Origin of the sequence: Brevundimonas sp. UBA4553 (assembly GCF_002387245.1) — a bacterium.
In the GTDB taxonomy this organism is placed as follows: Bacteria; Pseudomonadota; Alphaproteobacteria; order Caulobacterales; family Caulobacteraceae; genus Brevundimonas.
This window is the reverse complement of record NZ_DGLD01000014.1, coordinates 34,782-54,142: the sequence shown is the minus strand read 5'-3', so window position 1 is coordinate 54,142 and position 19,361 is coordinate 34,782. Positions and strand designations below refer to the sequence as shown.

At 66.3% G+C, this 19,361-nt stretch carries 19 protein-coding genes and 1 tRNA gene; 8 read left to right on the top strand and 12 right to left on the bottom strand.

Annotation, left to right across the window (positions count from 1 at the left end; translation table 11 throughout):
• Positions 1-48: 48 nt before the first annotated feature.
• Positions 49-477 carry a DUF2147 domain-containing protein gene (locus B4A39_RS09750; protein ID WP_292035971.1) on the bottom strand — a complete coding sequence of 143 codons (429 nt, stop codon included), beginning with the start codon at positions 475-477 and terminating at the stop codon, positions 49-51.
• The gene (locus B4A39_RS09745) at positions 474-1,268 is read right to left on the bottom strand and encodes a Coq4 family protein (RefSeq protein WP_292035969.1); all 795 of its coding nucleotides are present in this window, start codon (positions 1,266-1,268) and stop codon (positions 474-476) included. The genes B4A39_RS09750 and B4A39_RS09745 overlap by 4 nt, the downstream gene beginning before the upstream one ends.
• Positions 1,269-1,330: 62 nt before the next feature.
• Between B4A39_RS09745 and B4A39_RS09740 the strand changes: the two genes are divergently transcribed.
• Entirely contained in the window at positions 1,331-1,948 is a 618-nt protein-coding gene (locus tag B4A39_RS09740) for a TetR/AcrR family transcriptional regulator (protein ID WP_292035967.1), read from the top strand.
• 27 nt (positions 1,949-1,975) lie between these two features.
• On the opposite strand, the gene trhA is transcribed toward B4A39_RS09740, so the two are convergent.
• From trhA to B4A39_RS09705, 7 genes are read right to left on the bottom strand one after another with little or no spacing between them, the layout of a single operon-like run.
• On the bottom strand, positions 1,976-2,638 hold the full coding sequence (trhA, locus tag B4A39_RS09735; protein ID WP_292035965.1) for a PAQR family membrane homeostasis protein TrhA: 663 nt from the start codon (positions 2,636-2,638) through the stop codon (positions 1,976-1,978).
• A gap of 60 nt (positions 2,639-2,698) precedes the next feature.
• On the bottom strand, positions 2,699-3,424 hold the full coding sequence (locus B4A39_RS09730) for an RES family NAD+ phosphorylase (RefSeq protein WP_292036330.1): 726 nt from the start codon (positions 3,422-3,424) through the stop codon (positions 2,699-2,701).
• Positions 3,424-3,834: an MbcA/ParS/Xre antitoxin family protein gene (locus tag B4A39_RS09725; protein ID WP_292035963.1), complete on the bottom strand. Its 411-nt coding sequence runs from the start codon at positions 3,832-3,834 to the stop codon at positions 3,424-3,426. Before B4A39_RS09725 ends, B4A39_RS09730 begins: the two co-directional genes overlap by 1 nt.
• A 60-nt stretch (positions 3,835-3,894) precedes the next feature.
• Complete coding sequence (locus B4A39_RS09720; protein ID WP_292035961.1) at positions 3,895-5,034, bottom strand: hybrid sensor histidine kinase/response regulator; 1,140 nt, start codon at positions 5,032-5,034, stop codon at positions 3,895-3,897.
• A complete protein-coding gene (locus B4A39_RS09715; RefSeq protein WP_292035959.1) occupies positions 5,031-5,606 on the bottom strand; it encodes a chemotaxis protein CheB in 576 nt (191 codons plus the stop codon). The genes B4A39_RS09720 and B4A39_RS09715 overlap by 4 nt, the downstream gene beginning before the upstream one ends.
• Positions 5,603-6,427 (bottom strand): CheR family methyltransferase, encoded by an 825-nt coding sequence (locus B4A39_RS09710; protein WP_292035958.1) that lies wholly within the window; start codon positions 6,425-6,427, stop codon positions 5,603-5,605. The genes B4A39_RS09715 and B4A39_RS09710 overlap by 4 nt, the downstream gene beginning before the upstream one ends.
• A gap of 8 nt (positions 6,428-6,435) precedes the next feature.
• Complete coding sequence (locus tag B4A39_RS09705) at positions 6,436-9,861, bottom strand: response regulator (protein WP_312217475.1); 3,426 nt, start codon at positions 9,859-9,861, stop codon at positions 6,436-6,438.
• Between the two features lie 249 nt (positions 9,862-10,110).
• On the opposite strand from B4A39_RS09705, the gene B4A39_RS09700 reads away from it, so the two are divergent.
• From B4A39_RS09700 to B4A39_RS09670, 7 genes are all read left to right on the top strand, one after another.
• Positions 10,111-13,026, top strand: coding sequence for a monovalent cation/H+ antiporter subunit A (locus B4A39_RS09700; protein ID WP_292035956.1), 2,916 nt, complete (start codon positions 10,111-10,113; stop codon positions 13,024-13,026).
• A complete protein-coding gene (locus B4A39_RS09695) occupies positions 13,026-13,370 on the top strand; it encodes a Na+/H+ antiporter subunit C (RefSeq protein WP_292035954.1) in 345 nt (114 codons plus the stop codon). Before B4A39_RS09700 ends, B4A39_RS09695 begins: the two co-directional genes overlap by 1 nt.
• Entirely contained in the window at positions 13,367-14,965 is a 1,599-nt protein-coding gene (locus B4A39_RS09690; protein ID WP_292035952.1) for a monovalent cation/H+ antiporter subunit D, read from the top strand. Before B4A39_RS09695 ends, B4A39_RS09690 begins: the two co-directional genes overlap by 4 nt.
• Complete coding sequence (locus B4A39_RS09685; protein WP_292035949.1) at positions 14,962-15,453, top strand: Na+/H+ antiporter subunit E; 492 nt, start codon at positions 14,962-14,964, stop codon at positions 15,451-15,453. The genes B4A39_RS09690 and B4A39_RS09685 overlap by 4 nt, the downstream gene beginning before the upstream one ends.
• A complete protein-coding gene (locus B4A39_RS09680) occupies positions 15,450-15,734 on the top strand; it encodes a K+/H+ antiporter subunit F (protein ID WP_292035947.1) in 285 nt (94 codons plus the stop codon). The genes B4A39_RS09685 and B4A39_RS09680 overlap by 4 nt, the downstream gene beginning before the upstream one ends.
• Positions 15,731-16,069, top strand: a complete 339-nt coding sequence (gene mnhG, locus B4A39_RS09675) for a monovalent cation/H(+) antiporter subunit G (protein ID WP_292035944.1) — start codon at positions 15,731-15,733, stop codon at positions 16,067-16,069. The genes B4A39_RS09680 and mnhG overlap by 4 nt, the downstream gene beginning before the upstream one ends.
• Before the next feature lie 80 nt (positions 16,070-16,149).
• On the top strand, positions 16,150-16,395 hold the full coding sequence (locus B4A39_RS09670; RefSeq protein ID WP_292035942.1) for a hypothetical protein: 246 nt from the start codon (positions 16,150-16,152) through the stop codon (positions 16,393-16,395).
• 4 nt (positions 16,396-16,399) lie between these two features.
• Here B4A39_RS09670 and B4A39_RS09665 read toward each other — a convergent pair whose 3' ends face one another.
• From B4A39_RS09665 to B4A39_RS09655, 3 genes are all read right to left on the bottom strand, one after another.
• Positions 16,400-17,839: a UdgX family uracil-DNA binding protein gene (locus B4A39_RS09665; RefSeq protein ID WP_292035940.1), complete on the bottom strand. Its 1,440-nt coding sequence runs from the start codon at positions 17,837-17,839 to the stop codon at positions 16,400-16,402.
• On the bottom strand, positions 17,839-19,080 hold the full coding sequence (locus B4A39_RS09660; protein WP_292035939.1) for a putative DNA modification/repair radical SAM protein: 1,242 nt from the start codon (positions 19,078-19,080) through the stop codon (positions 17,839-17,841). Before B4A39_RS09660 ends, B4A39_RS09665 begins: the two co-directional genes overlap by 1 nt.
• Positions 19,081-19,215: 135 nt before the next feature.
• A tRNA-Lys gene (locus B4A39_RS09655) sits at positions 19,216-19,292 on the bottom strand.
• Positions 19,293-19,361 lie beyond the last annotated feature (69 nt).

Sequence of the window (19,361 nt, the reverse complement as noted above, 5' to 3'; positions counted from 1 at the left end):
CCATCGGTCTTCCTCGCTACAAGCCTTGCGGCTCGAGGTGGGTTGCGATCAGCGCGCCCGGGTCCAGGTCTGGGTCCGGCACAGCATCCGGGCGACGCAGCCTCGCACCGCCAGCCGATCCGCATCGATCAGCGTCAGGGTTCCCGTCGCCGCCCCCTGACCGCTGTCGGGATCGTAGAGCGGCCCAGCCCGCCACACCTGCGGCCCGCCAGAGACGGCCCGAACCACCGTCAGCCCCCGGACACGGCGATGGCGCAACGCAGGGTCGCGATTGCGCACGTCGCGCTGATCCGGATTGGCGCGCAGGGCCGCAGCGTCGACCACGCGGGCGCACAGAGCCGCGCCGCATCGCTCGAACGCGACCACGCCGTTCTGCGCCGGCGTGCGCCAGCGCCCCAGCAGGACGTCGTCCTGCGCCAGAGCCGGCGAGCCTGACGCCATCAGAACCGCAACCGCCGCCAGGCCGCCTCGCCTCACCCCTTGCCGCCCTGATAGGCGTTGCGCATCGAAGACGGCACGCTTTGATAGAGGGTCGGCGTCGCGATATTCAGCCGTCGCCGCGCGACAGCCAGAGGCTCTGCGAACAGACGCTCATAGTCCTCGCCCGGCAGCCAGGCGGCGCGTCGGCCGTCGCGCCAGGCCTGGAACACGGCCCGCGCGCAAGGATAGCCGGTGCGGGCGCGCATGAACTGCAATGCAATGGCCGAAGCGATCAGGCCGAAACCCGCGCTGCGCGTCTGCGGCAACGAAAAGGCCACCAGACAAGCCTCGCCCAGCGCGTCGGCTTCATAGCCCGTCAGGACGTGCCAGATGTCGTGCACGTCGCGCATCCGGCGCGCGAACCAGGCGCGCGGGTGGGCGGCCTCGATCTCGCTGTCGGCGATCTTGCGGCTCTCGTCGGCCAGCCCGTAGGCGGAGAAATTCTGGGCGTCGATGAAGTCCCTATAGGCGGCGCCGACGGTTCCCCGTTCAAACTGCTCCAGCCAGGCGCGATCCTGCAGGCGATCGGCCAATTCAGGCCGGCTATAGGCCTGGACCCCGCCCTCCGGCGTCTGAAGCAGGCGGCTGTAACCCCAGTCGGGCGAACGCCCGGACAGGGCGTTCATGATCTCGAAGACCTGTTCGGTGTCGTCCTTGTCCGCCACCAGACGCCGCATGGCGCGCAGGGCGCGGATCGGTTGCAACCGATGGGCGTTCAGCTGCGACGGCTGACGCACAGCGCCGCCGGAGGAAAGCTCGAATGAGGGAAACGTCGAGGCGGCTTGCACTTGCGGGTTCCTCTGCGGAAGCCTAGAACGAATAACTATCTACATGAATGTCATTTACACATATGTCAATTGCCGCCCTTGAAAAACCGCGTCGTCGTCGTCGCTCGCCCGATGAGGCGCGCCGCGAGGCCGTCGTCTCCGCCCGCGCCCTGCTGCTTTCAGGCGGACCGACAGCGGTGACCTTGTCGGCGGTGGCGTCCGACATCGGTGTCACCCACGCCAACCTGATCCATCACTTCGGCTCAGCGGCTGGCCTCCAGTCGGCGCTGATGGGTTCGATGGTGGCCGATCTGAACGAGGCCCTGGGCACGGCCGTGGTGCGGCTTCGCACCGACGAAGGCGCGCCTCTGGAACTGGTCAACGCAGTGTTCGACGCCTTCGCCGAGGGCGGCGCCGGGCGCCTGGCCGCCTGGATCGCCATGTCTGGCGACCTGTCTCACCTGGAACCCGTGCGCGCCGCTGTGCGCGACCTGGTGGACGCGATCGCCGAGAAGATGGGCGACGATGGGGAAGCCCGCGAACGGATCGGATCCGCGGTTCTCTTCATCGCGCTCAGCGCCTTCGGCGAAGCCCTGATCGGCCCGCCGCTGCGCGACATGCTGGATCAGCCGGACGACGCCGGACGCAAGGTGGTGGCCAGCCTCCTGCCCCGCTTCCTGGTGCGAAACGAACTGGCCTAGAGCTTCATCGCCAAAGCGCGCCTGTCTTCAGGCGGTGGCCAACACCACGCCGATCAGGACGGCCGTCCAGTGCACGCTGGCGGCCGCCACGACGTGGCCGTGCCAGACCGCCCTGAACCAGGCCAGCTTCTTGCGGACATAGAAGGCGGCGCCGGACATGTAGAGCCCGCCGCCCACGGCCAGAAGGATCAGGGCGATCCATGAGCCATGCGCGATCATCGGCTTGAAGGCGATGACCACCAGCCAACCCAGGGCGATATAGACAAAGACCCAGAACCGCCGACCGATGCCGGGCAGGAAGAGCTTGCCCAGGGCGCCGAGAAGGGCCAGCCCCCACACCGCCGCCGTCATGCCCCAGGCCCAGGCGCCGGTCAGGTTCTGCGTGGTGAACGGCGTATAGGATCCCGCGATCATCAGAAAGATGCCGGCGTGGTCCAGACGCCGCAACAGGGGCCGCCACCGCGCCGAGGCGAAGTTGTAGGCGGTCGAAAAGCCCAGCATCGCCAGCATGCCCACGGCGTAGACGCAGACGGCCAGAACCAGGCCAAGACTGCCCTTGGCGACCGACAGACCCAGCAGAACGCCACCGCCGAACAAGGCGAAGGTCAGGCCCACAAGATGCACCACGAGGTCCGCGCACTTGGCGCGCGACGTCGGATAATGCCTCGGGGGTACGATCTGTTCGGTCACGTGCGGCAGCCTAACACAAACCGTGCGCCCGGCACGATGACGATCTCGCGCCCTGTGTCGTCACATTCGCCCCTCGACCTCATCCACCCGGTACACCGCGCCGGTGGCCGGCTCTCGGTAGAAGTCCACCCGACGTCCGTTCCAGTGGTAGTCGAGGTGTCGTCCCTGTCGAGGGTTGGCGGCCAGGTCCGGATAGAAGAGCCCGAGGCAGAACCCGCCATCCGCCCGGCGGCTGGGATAGAGGACGCCCTCCGCATCGGCTGCTATCAGTTGCGCAGCCAGGGCTTGGGCGGGCGCATAGTCGACTCGGTCCAGAGCGGGCGCATAGGCGACCTCATCTCTCAGATCGTGCGCCCGAACCGCGACTTCCAGAACGATCTCGCGGAACTGGGATGTCCAGCCTGCGGGTTCCGAAGTGCGCGCCATGAACCGCGCGTGGTGGTGCATGGTCTCCGCCAGGGCGGTGTCGAACCGGTCGGCGACATAGAGCACGCCGTAGTTCCCGGCCGAAAACCGGCTCGGCCTATCAGGACTCACGTGGGTGAACGGCGACATCAGATAGCTGGCGCCCGGTCCGCCCACCCGCCGCGCCTCCGGGACGAGATCGAGCGCGCCAAGGTTCACCATCAGTCGCGGATTGGTCTTCTGTTCCGCGGCGATAAGCAGGGGCCAGTCCGCCGGGTCGGCGATGTCCTCGAACAGGTCAATCGGCGGATAGAGGCTGCGGATGATGCGCCGGGCGTCGGGCCACTGAACGTCGACCTGTGCGACCTGGCGGGGATCCATCACCAGCCGCCGCGTTCGGCGTCCAGATACCTGCGCACCCGCATCAGATCCGTTAGTTCGCCGCCCAGCATGACGTCCAGCGCCGACTGCCCGCCGAAGGCGGTGTTCGCGGCCCCGATCCAGCGATAGGTCCGCTCCGGCTCATTGAACATGTGACGCAGCGCCTTGTGGATTCCCATCAGGTTGGACAACCGCGCCTTGCCGTCCCGATCAATCCGCCCCTGATCGCCGGCCTTCCAGCGACGATAGGTTCGCAGCGGCATATCCAGCAGGATGGAGGCCTGCTCGTCGGTCAACGCCCACTTATCGAACAGTCGCACCGTAGCGCGGAACATGGCGGCGGCTTCGGCGTCCGTGATTGGGCCGGGGCGGAAATCCTGTGCCCGCGTATCTATAAGCGTGACGTGCATCAACCTCGCTCCTTATGGCATCATTTAATGTTTATGATGCCATATGGCAATGTCGCCAACCTAACGCGCGGCGGGGAGCCAGAGCCTGAAACAACTCCCCGCGCCAGGACCGGCGCTTTCCAGTTCGATCGCGCCGTCGTGCATCTCGACCAGTTGCCGCACCAGGGCGAGGCCGATACCGAGGCCGTCGCGGGACCGATCATCCGGCCCCTTCGACTGGGTGAAGAGCTCGAAGATGCTGGCCTGCATCTCCTGCGGCACGCCCACCCCGTTGTCGGCGATCTCGATCCTGATCCGGTCGCGTTCGACGTCGGCAGATAGCCGGATGCGCCCCTCCGCCGGCGTATACTTGGCCGCATTGGTCAGAAGGTTGCTGACCACCTGAGACAGGCGGGTGAAGTCGCCGTCCAGCCACACCGGACCGCCGGGCACATTGACCGTCAGGGCGTGGCGGCCTGCGTCGATCTTGGGCCGGCTTGTGTCCACGGCGGACTCGATGATGCTCTGAACCGTGACCCGCTCCCGCTTCAGGGAAATCTTCCCCTGGTCGATCCGGGCCACATCCAGCAGGTCCTCGATCAGCCGCGACAGGTGGTGCGCCTGAATCCCCATCCGCGCCTGGATGTCTGCCTTGCGCGCAGGGTCTGTCTGACGCTCCAGCAATTGGAGGCCGGCCCGGAAGGCCATGACCGGGTTGCGCAACTCGTGCCCCAGCATGGCGATGAACTCGTTCTTGCGACGATCGGCCGCCCGAAGCGCCTTGGCGTAAGCCTTCAACTCGTCACGGTGCGAGAGGATTTCCAGTCGCTGACGGTAAAGCTCGATGAAGACCTTCGCCTTGCTCCGCAGGATGTCGGGCTCGACCGGCTTCTGGATGAAGTCCACCGCCCCCGCCTCATAGCCTCGGAACCGGCGCTGCTGATCGGCGCTGCCCGCCGTGACGAAGACGATCGGGACATGACGGGCGTTGGCCGCGCCGCGCATGAACTCGGCCAGCTCGAAGCCATCCATGCCGGGCATCTGCACATCGACGAGAGCTAGGGCGACGTCGTGCACCAGCAACAGTTCCAGCGCTTCGTCGCCGGACCGGGCCTTCAGGCAGACGATGCCGTCCTGTCTCAGCAGGGCTTCGAGGGCGAGCAGGTTTTCTTCCAGGTCGTCGACCAGCAGAAGATTGATGGGCTGTTCCACGCTGCTCATTGTTTTTCGAGACCTTTCAGGTGCTCGGCTATGCCCTCCAAGGGCATGACGACGGCCGAGGCGCAGGCCCGTCGTGCGGCCTCCGGCATCGTCCGGGCATAGGCGGTGGACGGTTCTTCGATCAGGGCGACGCCTCCGGCCGCGGCGACCGCTTCCAGTCCTCGGGCGCCGTCGTCGTTGGCGCCCGTCAGGATCACGGCGGTCAATCCCGCCCCATAGGCGTCAGCCGCGCTTTCAAACAGCACGTCGATCGATGGACGGGAATAGTTGACGGCCTCATCGGACGAGAGGGCCAGATGACCGTCGGCCTCCACCAGCAGGTGATAGTCGGACGGCGCGAAGTAGACCACGCCCGGGCGCGCCGCTTCCTTGTCCTCCGCCTCTTTGACGGTCACGCTGCAGCGCGCTTCAAACAGAGGGGCCAGCACATTGCTGCGGTCGGCGGGAACGTGCAGCACGACCAGAACAGGCAGCGGAAAATCGACCGCCAGCGCAGGCAGGAGCGCAAGAAGCGCCTGCACCCCTCCTGCGGAAGCGCCGATCACGACGGCGCGCGGGGAAGACGAACTCATGCGTCACGCCTCCGGTAGATCTTCTCTTCGGGAACGAAGTCGACAAAGGCGCCAGCATGGCGGGAAAAACGCAAGCTCTCCTTGGAGCCGATGCCGAGAAAACCGTTGCGAATGAGCGAGTCGCTGAACAGGCCGACCGCGCGGTCCTGCAGATCCCGATCGAAATAGATCATCACGTTCCGACACGAGATCAGATGCATCTCTCCGAACACAGCGTCGGTGACCAGGCTATGGTCGGAAAACACGACGTTGTTGCGCAGCGACTTATCGAAGACTGCGCGTCCATAGTCGGCCGTGTAGTAGTCCGAAAGTGAGGAACGACCGCCCGACTTCTGGTGGTTTTCGGTGAACTTGCGGATGCGGTCTAGCGGATAGACGCCCGCCTCCGCCGCGCGCAAGGCGTCGGGATTGATGTCCGTGGCGTAGAAGAGGGTGCGGTCGAGCAGGCCCTCCTCCCGGAACAGGATGGCCAGCGAGTAGACCTCTTCGCCAGCGCTGCACCCGGCGATCCAGACCTTCAGCGACGGAAAGGTCCTGAGGTGAGGCAGGACCTGCTCGCGAAGGGCCCGGAAATAGGACGGGTCGCGGAACATCTCGCTGACCTGGACGGTCAGGAAGCCCAGCAGGCGCGGCAACATCTCCGCATCATGCAGCACGCGCTCCTGCAGAGCGGTTATGCTCGGCAGGCCGAAATGGCTCCTTGCCTGCAACAGACGTCGCTTGATCGACGCCCGCGCGTAGTGACGGAAGTCATAGTGATATCGCTGGAACAGCGCCTCCAGCAGCAGCTGGATCTCGATGTCCTCGACCTCGTGGGTCATGGCCGGCTTCAACGGGGCATCCAGACGCGGACCAGCGAAAGCAGTTTATCGACGTCCAGCGGCTTGGCCATGTAGTCGTTGGCGCCCGCCGCCATGCAGCGCTCCTGGTCGTCGGGCATGGCCTTGGCGGTCAGCATCACGACCGGCAGGCCGCTCCATCGCGGATCTCGCCGCAGTTCGCGCGTGGCTGTCAGGCCGTCCATGACCGGCATCATCACATCCATGAGAACCAGATCGATGGCCTTGGCGGGATCGCCGTGAGACCGATCCAGGGCCTCGATCGCCTCCTTGCCGTTGCGAGCGATCTCGACGATGGCGCCACGCGGCTCCAGCACATTGGTCAGGGAATAGACGTTCCGGACATCATCCTCGACGATCAGGATCCGCCGTCCCTCCAGCACCGCGTCGCGATTGCGCGCCTTGCGGATCATCTTCTGCTGTTCGGCCGGCAGCTCCGACACCACCTGGTGGAGGAACAGCGAGACCTCGTCCAGCAGCCGCTCCGGCGACTTGGCCCCCTTGATGATGATGGAACTGGAGTAGCGACGAAGCTGCTGCTCGTGTTCGGGCGACAGGTCGCGACCGGTGTAGACAATGACCGGCGGGAAGGCGTGACCGCCTTCGCGACTGAGCGTCTCCAGAAGCGAGAAGCCCGAGGCGTCCGGCAGAGTCAGGTCCAGCACCATGCAGTCGAAGGTCTGGCTCTTCAGCTGTTCCAGACATTCAGCGGCCGTGCCGACCCCCACAGTTTCGACATCGCCCGATTCCAGCAGCTTGCTGACCGCCTCACGCTGGACCGCATCGTCCTCGACGATAAGCACCCGACGCACGGTGCGCGTCAGCTTCTCTTCCAACGACCGCAGGACGTTGGCCAACTCGTCGCGCCCCACAGGCTTGACCACATAGCCGATGGCGCCCAGCGACAGAGCGGTCTGACTGTGGTCGTCGGCCGAAACCACGTGGATGGGAATATGGCGCGTGTCGTCATCCCTCTTCAGGACGTCCAGCACCGTGAGGCCCGATTGGTCAGGCAGACCGATGTCCAGCACCACCGCGCTGGGGCGATAGCGCTTGGCCAGCTTGAGCGCCTCTTCCGCCGTGCCGGCCACAATGCATTGGAAGCCCAGTTCGCGTGACAGGTCGCGGACGATGGCGGCGAAACGGTCGTCGTCCTCCACCACCAGCAGCAGACGCCGGCTTCCGGCCAGTTGATCGCGATCATCCTCCACCGTCCGATGCGTCGGCTCTGAGTGGGGTTCGGGCGTGGTCGCAGCTTCAGCGCTAGGAGCTGACGACGCTGCCACAGGAGTCTCTCGCGGCGCGACACGCGCGGCGTCGTAGGTCCGAGGCAGGATCAGGGTGAAAACGCTGCCCTCCCCCGGACGGCTTTCCAGCGTGATCCGGCCGCCCAGCAACCGCGCCAGTTCGCGCGAGATCGAAAGGCCCAGCCCGGTGCCGCCATAACGACGGCTGATGGTGCCGTCCGCCTGCTGGAAGGCCTCGAACACGCTCTTCTGCTGATCCGGCGAGATGCCGATGCCGGTGTCCGAGACGGCGAACGCGACTTCCCCCGGGCCAGCGGCCGTGACCGCCAGCTTGACGCTTCCACTCTCAGTGAATTTGAAGGCGTTCGACAGCAGGTTCTTGAGAATCTGCTCCAGCCTCTGACGATCCGTTTCCAGGTCATCTTCGCCGGCCGCGGTCAGGTCGATCTCAAAGGCCAGACCGCGGTCGTCGGCCACCGGCTGGAACAGCTGTCGCACATCCTCGCTCAGGCGCTGGAGCGAGATCGCTTCAGGTCGGGCCTGGATATGGCCGGCCTCGATCTTGGACAGGTCGAGGATGTCGTTGATCAGCGTCAGCAGATCATTGCCAGATGACTGGATGGTCCGGGCATACTTCACCTGCTCGTCCGACAGGGCGCCGTCCGGGTTGTCTGCCAGAAGTTTCGACAGGATCAGCAGGGAGTTGAGCGGCGTGCGCAGCTCGTGCGACATGTTCGCAAGGAAGTCGGACTTGTACTGGCTGGCCTGCTCCAGTTCGCGCGCCTTCAGACCCAGGGCGGCGGAGCCGCGTTCGAGGTCGTCGCGCTGGACTTCCAGCATCTGCGCCTGCTCTTCGAGCTGGCTGTTCGTCTGCTCCAGTTCGGCCTGCTGCTGCTCGAGCCGGAACTGCGATTCCTTCAGCGCCCGTCCCTGCTCTTCCAGTTCCTCGTTCGAGACGCGCAGTTCTTCGCTTTGGACCTGCAGCTCCTCGGCCTGCCTCTGGGTCTCCTCCAGCATATTCTGCAGCTGGGCGCGATAGCGCGCGGACCGTAGCGCCGTGCCGATCGCCGGCCCCACCTCTTCCAGCAGGGTCTGCAGACGCTCGTCCACGGGATGCAGGAAGCCCAGTTCGATGACCGCATTGACCTCGCCATCAGCGCGGGCGGGGGCGATCATCAGGTGCCGGGGGCGGTCCCGCCCAAGGGCCGACCCGATGGTCAGATAGCCTTCAGGCACCTCAGACAGCGTCAGGACGGCGCCTTCGGCGGCCACCTGTCCCAGCAAACCCTCGCGATGACCGAAACGCTCGGGGATCGTGGCGTCGGACGGAACGCCCAGCGTGGCGATGCGCCGATAGACGCCGCCCTCGCCCTTGAACAGCGCGGCCGCCTGAACGTCGGCGTAGCGAGCCAGATAGGCCAGAATCCTGTCGGCCAGTTGCGCCATGGACAGGTCGCCCATCATGGCGTCGGCGAGACCCACCTGGCCCTTGTGCAGCCACTCCTGCCGGGCGCGAGCGCGAGCGCTGCGGCGGATCAAGGTGAAGACGACGATGGTAAGGACAGCCCCGAGAACGCCCGACAGGACGCCGCTGATCAGAGCGGTCCGATAGGCCTCGCTCATTTCGGCGAGACGCTGCGTACGCTGCCGCTGCTCTTCCTGCCGCATCAGTCCGATTTCCGTGCGGATCGCGTCCATTTCGACCTTGCCGCGATCCGTGGCCATACGGGTAAGAGCCGCCTGGACGCCTTCCGAACGACGCGCCTGAATCGTGCCCTCAAGCTCGGCCATCTTGGCGTCGACGTGACGCCGCACCTGCTGGAGATGCGCCTGCTGCACGGGGTTGTCGCTCGTCAACGTGGCCACGTCGTCCAACCGCCGGGCGACGGCGGCCGTCGCCGTTTCATAGGGCTGAAGATACTGGGGATTGCCCGTCAGCAGATAGCCGCGCTGTCCCGTCTCCGCGTCCTGGGTCGTCGACAACAGTTCGTCGACCGCAACGATCACCCGGTGCGTATGGATGATTTCCTGATTGTTCGCTCGCAGCACCTCGACGTTGAAATAGGCCACCAGACCCGTCGCGAGGAAGAAGGCCAGCACCAGAGCCAGTCCAGCGGACGCCCAGGCTTCCATCTTCGAGCCCGACTTCGGGCGGCGGTTCGACGTCATCAAAGATCTGGCCCCGGCAAACGAATGGAGGCCCTTGCGTAGAGAGGCTGCGGGGAAGCGCAATAACCTTGGCCCGTTTTTCTTCTCGCTCGGTCGTGCCCTTGAAGCGGTCCCGTGCCGTCCATCCTGCGAGTTTCGATCCAAATCACCGCCGATTGGGTCGGATCGCCGCAGCATGCGGTATGGTTTGCACGCGTTTCGGCCGTTAGGCTGGGAATCTCCGACGCTTCAACAGGATTTCGCCCACGCATGCTTGCCGCCTTCCTGCTGCTTGTTCCGTTTGCGGCGCCGTTCATCGCGGCCCTGATGGCGATCTTCTTGCCGTCACACGCGCGGAACGCGGCAGCGGCGCTGGCCTGGCTGGCGTCACTGGCGGGGCTGCTGTGCCTTCTGGCGCTGTTTCCAAACATAGCCGCCGGCGAGGCGGTCCGTTGGTCCACGCCCTGGCTGCCGAGCCTGGGCGTGAATTTCACCCTTCGCCTAGACGGCCTGGCCTGGCTGTTCGCGGTCATGGTCCAGGGGATCGGCGCCCTCGTGGTGCTCTATGCCCGCTACTACATGTCGGCGGCGGACCCGGTCCCTCGGTTCTTCGCCTTCCTGCTGGCCTTCATGGGCGCCATGACCGGCGTGGTCATGGCTGGCGACCTGATCGTCCTGGCGACGTTCTGGGAACTGACCAGCCTCTTCTCCTTCCTGCTGATCGGCTACTGGCACCACAATGCGGCGGCGCGCGACGGCGCACGGATGGCGCTCACCGTCACGGCCGCCGGCGGGCTCTGCCTGTTCGCCGGCATGGTGGTTCTGGGGCGCATCGTCGGCAGCTTTGATCTGGACGTGGTCCTGGCCTCAGGGGACGTCATCAAGAACAGCCCCTGGTATCGTCCCGCCCTGATCCTGATCCTGGCGGGTGCGCTGACCAAGAGCGCCCAGTTCCCCTTCCACTTCTGGCTGCCGCGCGCCATGGCCGCGCCGACGCCGGTCAGCGCCTATCTGCATTCCGCCACCATGGTGAAGGCCGGCGTCTTCCTGCTGATCCGGCTGTGGCCTGTGCTGGCGGGAACCGACGCCTGGTACGTCATCGTCGGCTCGGCCGGGATGGCCACCCTGCTGTTCGGCGCCTGGAGCGCCGTCTTCCAGAACGACCTGAAAGGGCTTCTGGCCTATTCGACCATCAGCCATCTGGGGCTGATCACCCTGTTGCTCGGTCTCGGCAGTCCGCTGGCGGCGGTGGCCGCCATCTTCCACACCGTCAACCACGCCACCTTCAAGGCCTCCCTGTTCATGGCCGCCGGTGTCATCGACCACGAGACCGGCACGCGCGACATGCGCAAGCTCAGCGGCCTCAGGCGCCCCATGCCGGTCACGGCCGCCCTCGCGATCGTCGCCGCCGCCGCCATGGCCGGCGTCCCCCTGCTGAACGGATTCCTGTCCAAAGAGATGTTCCTGGCGGAGGCGGTGGCCCACACCGGCGGGCGCCACCTCAACCTCGCCCTGCCCGTCCTGGCCACCGTGGCCAGCCTGCTCAGCGTCCTCTACTCGGTGCGCTTCATCCACCAGACCTTCTTCGGTCCCGAGCCGGTCGATCTGCCCAAGCCTCCCCACGAACCGCCGCGCTGGATGCGTTTCCCGATCGAGGTTCTGGTCGGCCTGTGCATCATCGTCGGGGTCCTGCCGGCGATCACGATCGGCCCCGTTCTCGCCGTGGCCGTTCGATCAGTGCTGGGCGACGACGTGCCCTACTACAGCCTGGCCCTGTGGCACGGCTTCAACCTGCCGCTGCTGATGAGCATGATCGCGCTGGTTGGCGGCGTTGCGCTCTACAGGCTGCTCGGCCCGCGCATCAACGCCAGCGAACGCCCCTGGGTGATCGGGCGCGTCAACGGCGCCCGGGCCTATGATCGCGTCATGCGGGGCTTCAATCTGGGCGCCGAGTGGATCGTGCGTCGCCTGGGCGCCTCCCGCCAGCAGGCGCGGCTGCGTGTCATCATCCTGACTTGCCTGTTGGCCGCGGTCCTGGCCAGCGGCCTGGCCGGCCTCGGCTTCGACGACGCGGGGCTGACCATCCAGCGCCCGGGCCTCGGCTTCACCCTGCTCTGGATCATCGGCGCGTCGTGCGCCGTGGCCGCGGCCTGGCAGGCCAAGTATCACCGCCTGGCCGCCGTCGTGCTGGTGGGCGGCGCGGGTCTGGTCAGTTGCCTGACCTTTGTCTGGTTCTCGGCTCCGGACCTCGCCACGACCCAGATGCTGGTCGAGATCGTCACCACGGTCCTGCTGCTGCTGGGCCTGCGGTGGCTGCCCAAGCGCCTCCCCAATCTGGCGTCTCCCCGTGAAGAGGCCAGGGCCAGACGTCGCCGCCTGACCGACCTGGCCATCGCCGCCGCCGCCGGGCTGGGCGTCGCCGCGCTCGCCTTCGCCGTCATGACCCGGCCGTCGACATCCCCGCTGGCGAAATACTTCCTCGAACACGCCTATTCCGAAGGCGGCGGGCGGAATGTCGTCAACGTCCTTCTGGTCGACTTCCGGGCCTTCGACACCCTAGGGGAAATCACGGTCCTGGGCATCGTGGGCCTGACGATATGGGCGCTGCTACGCCGCTTCCGTCCGGCCTCCGACAGCCTCGGGCATACCGAGCAGAAGCGCATACAGGACGACAGCGACGACCGGCGCGAAGACCGCAAGCTGGGCGACACCCTGTCCGAAACCATGCTGATCCCGCGCGTGGTGATGCGCTGGCTCTTCCCCTTCATCGTCCTGCTGGCGCTTCACCTGTTCCTGCGTGGGCATGACCTGCCGGGCGGCGGATTCGCCGCCGGAGTGGCGCTGTCGATCGCCTTCATCCTGCAGTACATGGCGTCCGGCGCGCGCTGGGTGGAAGAGCGGCTCGAGATCCGTCCCCTGGTCTGGATCGGAGGGGGGCTGCTGATCGCCGCCCTGTCGGGGGTCGCCTCCTGGCTCTTCGGCTATCCCCTGCTGACCTCCTGGTTCAGCTATGTCGATCTGCCTCTGATCGGCAAGACGCCGCTGGCCTCGGCGGTCGTCTTCGATGCAGGCGTGGCCCTGCTGGTCGTGGGCGCCACCGTCCTGATGCTGGTCGCCATCGCCCACCAGTCGCTTCGCAAGTCCCGTCAGGTCGTCCCGCCCCCCGTCGAAGAGGAGACCGTCTGATGGAACTGGTGCTTGCTCTCGGCATAGGGGTGCTGACCGCCGCCGGCGTCTGGCTGCTCCTGCGTCCCCGAACCTTCCAGGTCATCATCGGCCTGTCGTTGCTGGGCTATGCGGTCAATCTCTTCATCTTCGCCATGGGCCGACTGCGCGCCGGATCGCCGCCCGTGCTGCGGGACGATCTCCCGGCCGATCCCGCCGCCTACGCCGATCCTGTGCCCCAGGCCCTGGTGCTGACGGCCATCGTCATCAGCTTCGCCCTGACCGCGCTCTTCCTCGTGGTGCTGATGACCAGCCGGGGCATCACCGGCAGCGACCACATCGACGGACGGGAGCCGGGCGAATGATCGACTGGCAGGACCATCTCATCGTCGTTCCTGTCGTGCTGCCGCTGATCGCAGCCGCCGCCATGCTGCTGCTCAAGGAGCAGCGCTACGGTCTCAAGGCGCTGATCAGCCTGCTATGCCTGGTCGCCTTGGTCGGGGTCGCCTACGCCCTGCTGCACGAAGCAGCCATCGGCGGACCTGCGGGTGACGACACAGCGCGCATCTATAATCTGGGCGCCTGGTCGGCGCCCTTCGGCATCACCCTGGTGGCGGATCGGCTCTCGACCCTGATGCTGGCCCTGACCGCCACGCTGGCGGCCGGGGGCCTGCTGTTTTCCTACGCCCGCTGGGACCGCGCCGGACCGCGATTCCACGCCCTGTATCTGCTGCTGGTCATGGGGGTGAACGGCGCGGTCCTGACCGGCGACCTGTTCAATCTCTTCGTCTTCTTCGAAGTCATGCTGGCGGCTTCCTATGGCCTCCTGCTGCACGGCTCGGGCGAGAAGCGGGTGCGCGCCGGCCTGGGCTATGTGGCGATCAACCTCACGGCGTCGCTCTTCTTCCTCATCGGCGTCAGCCTGATCTACGGCGTGACCGGTGCGCTCAACATGGCCGACATCGCCAGCAAGGTCGCCGCCATTCCCGAGCACGATCGGGCCCTGTTCCATATCGGCTGCGCCATCCTGGGCGTGGCCTTCCTGGTCAAGGCGGCGGCATGGCCGCTCGGGTTCTGGCTTCCAGGCGCCTATGCCGCGGCCAGCGCTCCCGTGGCGGCGGTCTTCGCCATTTTGAGCAAGGTCGGCGTCTATGTGATCCTGCGTCTCGCCACCCTGCTGTTCGGCGCCGATGCGGGCGCCTCGGCCGGGTTCGGGGATGTCTGGCTGCTCTCGGCTGGGATCGCCACCGTGCTGTTCGGTGCAGCCGGCATGGTGGCTTCGCGACGCCTGGAGCAGGCGGCGGGCTACGCCGTCATGGTTTCATCCGGCACGGTTCTCGCCCTGGCAGGAACCGCCCTGCCCGACGCGATCGGCGGCGCCCTGTTCTACATGGCCGCCTCGACCCTGGCGGCCGGCGCCCTGTTCCTGATCGCCGAAATCTTGGGACGAGGCGAGGATCAGGCCGTGTCCCCCGAGGACGCCGTTTTCGACGATGAGTACGACGATCCCTTCGCCGCCGACGACGTGCATGAGGTCGGGCGGGTCCTGCCCGCCTCCACCGCCTTCCTCGGCGGAGCCTTCATCCTGGTGGCCCTGGTCACGATCAGTCTGCCGCCGCTGGCGGGCTTCGCTGGCAAGTTGAGCATATTCGCGGCGCTGCTGGCGGGCGACGGCGTCCTGTCGCCGACCCACTGGCTGATCATCGGCGTTCTCACCCTGTCCAGCTTCGCCGCCCTTATCACCCTGGCGCGCTTCGGCGTGTCCGGCTTCTGGCGGCGTGAGGAGGCGGATGCGCCGAAGGTCCGCAGCCCGGAGTTCCTGGCCATCGGTGGCCTGGTCCTGTGCTGTCTATGGCTCAGCGCCGGCGCCGCCGGGGGCCTGACCTATGCTGAAAAGACCGGCGAATGGCTGGCCTCGCCGGCCGCCTACATGACCGCCGTCCTGGGAGGCGCGTCATGATCCGCGCCGTCCTTCCTCACCCGCTTCTGGCGGCCGGACTGTTCGCCGCCTGGCTGATGCTGAGCGAGCCCGTCTCGGCGGGGGACATCGTTGTGGCCCTGATCGCAGCCCTGACCATCCCCCATGTCATGCGCCTGCTCGAGCCGGACCGGTCCGGCGTGCGAGCGCCCGGCGCCCTGCTCCGGTTGGTCGGCTATGTCGCTGTCGACGTGGTGCGGTCGAACTATGCCGTCGCCACCATCATTCTGGGGCGACGCAAACGCGAGCGCGTATCGGGCTTCATGCACGTGCCGCTGGACCTGCGGAATCGCTATGGCCTGGCGGTGCTCGCCATCATCCTCACCAGCACGCCGGGAACGCTGTGGGTCCAGTACGACCGGCCGACGGGCCGTCTGCTGCTGCACGTTCTGGACCTGATTGAGGAGCAGGAGTGGATCGACCTGATCAAGGGCCGGTACGAACGCCTGCTGCTGGAGATCTTCCCGTGACCGCCTCCGCCGTCCTCTACTGGGGGCTGGGCGCGGCCCAGGCCATGCTGCTGCTGGCCATGCTGCTGGCGGCATGGCGCATGATGCGCGGCCCTCGCGCCCAGGACCGGGTCCTCGGTCTGGACACCCTGTACTTGAACGCCATGTTGATGATCCTCGTCCAGGGCATGCGCAGCGGCGTCGGCCTCTATTTCGAGGCCGCGCTGATCATCGGCATGCTGGGCTTCACGGCCACCGTCGCCCTGGCCAAATTCCTGATGCGCGGCGAGGTGATCGAATGACTCCCACCGAACTGCCGCTCTGGGCGGCCTGGCTCATTGTCGCCGTCACCGTTTGCGGCAGCGCCCTGGCCCTTGTCGGTTCAGTCGGCCTCGTCATCCTCAAGCGCTTCTACGAGCGCGTGCACGCCCCGACGCTCGGCGCCACCCTGGGCATGGCGCTGATCGTCATCGCCTCCGTGATGTTCTGGTCCATGTCGGAAGGTCGCCTGGCGCTGCGGGATCTGCTGATCGGGGTCTTCCTGACCGTCACCACGCCCGTCACCCTCATCCTGCTCGCCCGCGCGGCTGTCTATCGCGACCGAGTCGAGGGCGATGACCACATTCCGCCGGAATAGAGACGCCCTGCGGCCGATCGGCCCAGCGCGCAACGCCGCAGGACGACCCGCGTTTTCACGACCTGACGCAGGGAGTGGACATGGCTGAGGTTTTCGAGGTGACGGTGGGCGACGATGACGGCGCGTCGAGGACGATCAGGATCAATGCGCCCAGCGAATCCGAGGCCCGCCAGGCCGCGGAGCCCCTGCTGCAAGGGGACGAAACCGTGATCTTCGTCGAGGCCGCCGAACTGGATGAATTGACGTCGAACGGGCTGAGGGACCATCCGCAGGAAGGCCCCGACCTGAACCTTGCTCCGGCGCCCAGGGCCGCGGACCTGGAATAAGAGTCTAGCGCGCCTCGATGCGGGCCAGTTGCAGGTCGGCGGCGAAGGCCGCCTGCTCGCGCCGACGAAGGTCCGGATCGGGCAGACGCAACAGATAGGACGGGTGAACCGTCAACAGAACACGGTCGCCGTCAGGGGTCTCGATCACCTTGCCCCGTTCTGCCTGAACGGCCGGCTTTCTTCCCAGCACCGCCAGGCCGGCCGTTGCGCCCAGCGCCAGGATGAGGCGCGGTTTGACCAGTTTTCTTTCGTGATCCAGCCACCATCGGCAGGCCTGCACCTCGCCCGCATTCGGCGTCTTGTGCAACCTCCGCTTGCCCCGAGGCTCGTGCTTGAAGTGTTTGACGGCGTTGGTCAGGTAAGCCTCTGCCCGGTCGATGCCCGCGGCGTTCAACGCATCGCTCAACACGCGCCCTGCGGGGCCGATAAAGGGTCGCCCCGCAAGATCCTCCTGATCGCCGGGCTGCTCGCCCACTATCATGAGCCGCGCCCCGGCCGGTCCCTGCCCGCAGACAGCCTGGGTCGCGTCGCGCCATAGCGGGCACCGACGGCAGCCTTCGACGCCGCTCGCCAGCGCCGGCAGGTTTGCCGGAACCATGTCATCAGTCGCGGTCCGATCGACCGCCGGGGCGCGAAGACGCGCGAACTTCTCATTGGGCTGAGGCGCTGCCCGGGACACCATCCCCTCGGTGCGCAAGCCCGCCGAAGCAACCAGTTCAGGGATCAGCGACGCTTCGGGCAGGTTCTTCCAGTAGCGCTTGGGCATTTCCGACTGCATCATCCGCGTCCGCAGACGCGCCGGATTGAAGGTCGAAGCGTAGTAGGTGCGCCAGAAGTCCTCGACATCGTCTTCCTGGGGCGCCTCGTCCTGACGCGCGGGCGGTCCGAAACTCAGGCGGCCGCCGTCCCAGTGCGCCGCGCCGTCGGGCGTCAGGATCGACCACCGCATGGTGCTGAACCGCCTGGCGAAAAAGGGCGCGGTCTTCTCCAGCACGCGGTGCGCCGGCTCGAACCAGGCCACCCAGCGCTCGCCCGCCTCGTCCGTGGTCTCGCGAAACCGGACGAAGGCCTTCATCTTGTGCGCGGCGCGGTGGACGTTCTTCACGCGCTCCGCCGCGGCGGCGACATCGGGATCGGAGGCCACTCGCATCAGGTCGGGCTCGTTGCGCAGTCGCCACAAGAGACGATACATCAGGTCGAACCGGTCCGCCGCGCGATGCAGGATCAGGTCGGCGGCCGTTTCCACAAAGGCGCGCGGAACGACAAAGGCTGCGACTTCTCCAGCCTCCGACGCCTCCTCGTTCGAGCCGAACAGGGTGGTCTGGACCGCCTCGCCCGTCACGAAGCGCACCTCGGCGGGAGCGATCCCGGACATCCGCAAAGCGCGCGCCGCGGCCTTCCAGCCATCGAGATCGATCTCACTGTTCAGCGTGATCGTGCGCATCAGAACAGGCTCAACTGCTCGGGCGCCCGCGGGGGCGCCAGGCGCGCGCGCAGGTCCATGGCGTCCGTCAAACCGCCCGGCGTCCAGTCCAGGGCGACGATCCAAGGGCGCACCTTGTCGATCGACCGCGTCAGCCGGGCCACATCCTCCAGCCTCAGCGTGCGATAGCGACGAACGGACAGGATGCGATCCACCGCCTTCACGCCCAGACCCGGCACGCGCAAAAGGACTTCGCGAGACGCGGCGTTGACGTCAGCAGGAAAGCTGTCGCGCCGCTTCAGAGCCCAGGCCAGCTTGGGATCAATGGCCAGATCAAGCATGCCGTCCGATGCGCCCTCGCCGATCTCCGGCGCGCTGAACCCATAGAAGCGCATCAGCCAGTCCGCCTGATACAGCCGGTGTTCCCGCATCAACGGCGGTTTCGACAGAGGCAGGACGCTGGAACTGTCGGGGATGGGGCTGAAGGCAGAATAATAAACCCGACGCAGGCCGTATCCGCCGTACAGGGACGCGCTTCGATCCAGGATCTCGGTGTCCGGCGCCCCGTCGGCGCCCACGATCAACTGGGTCGACTGTCCGGCCGGGGCGAAGGCGGGCGGCCGCTGACGGTCGCGTTTCTCCGGCTTGGCCGCCTCCAGCCCCAGACGCACCTGGGCCATGGTCTTGCGGATCAGCCGCGCGTCCTTCTCCGGCGCCAGCCGCCCCAGGGCCTCGTCTCGCGGCAACTCGATATTGGCCGACAATCGATCCGCATAGCGGCCGGCCAGGGCCACCAGCCGTTCGTCTGCCTCGGGAATGAGTTTGAGGTGGATATAGCCGCGAAAATCGTGGTCCTCGCGCAGCCGGCGCGCGACCTCCACCAACTGCTCCATCGTGTAGTCGCCCGAACGGATGACCCCCGACGACAGGAACAACCCCTCGATATAGTTGCGCTTGTAGAAGGCCAGGGTCAGGTCGACGACTTCCTCGATCGTGAACCGCGCCCGCTCCACATTCGAGGACGTCCTGTTGATGCAATAGACGCAGTCATAGATGCAGAAGTTCGTCAGCAGGATCTTCAGCAGGCTGACGCACCGCCCGTCCGGCGTATAGGCGTGACAGATGCCCATGCCCTCGGTCGAGCCCACGCCCTTGCCATTCAGGGAATTGCGTTTTGTCGCTCCCGATGACGCGCATGAAGCGTCGTATTTGGCCGCGTCGGACAAGACGGACAGCTTTCGCCGGAGTTCGATACGCGCCATTCGTTCATGATATGTTCCGAAAAATGCGCAGTCCAGCGTAGCTATTGAGGTTTTCACGGCGGAGCTGCGTTCGTCAGACATAGACGCTGAGCGCATCGCGCCAGCATCGCAGATCGCCAGATTGTAGGGGGAAAATGGTACGCCCCCTCGGGCTCGAACCGAGGACCCTCTGATTAAAAGTCAGATGCTCTAACCAACTGAGCTAGGGGCGCACATTTTTCTGAAAACAACCACTTGGATTGCTTTTCCGCGAACCGGCGCAGCGCCTGTTTGCGGAGGCG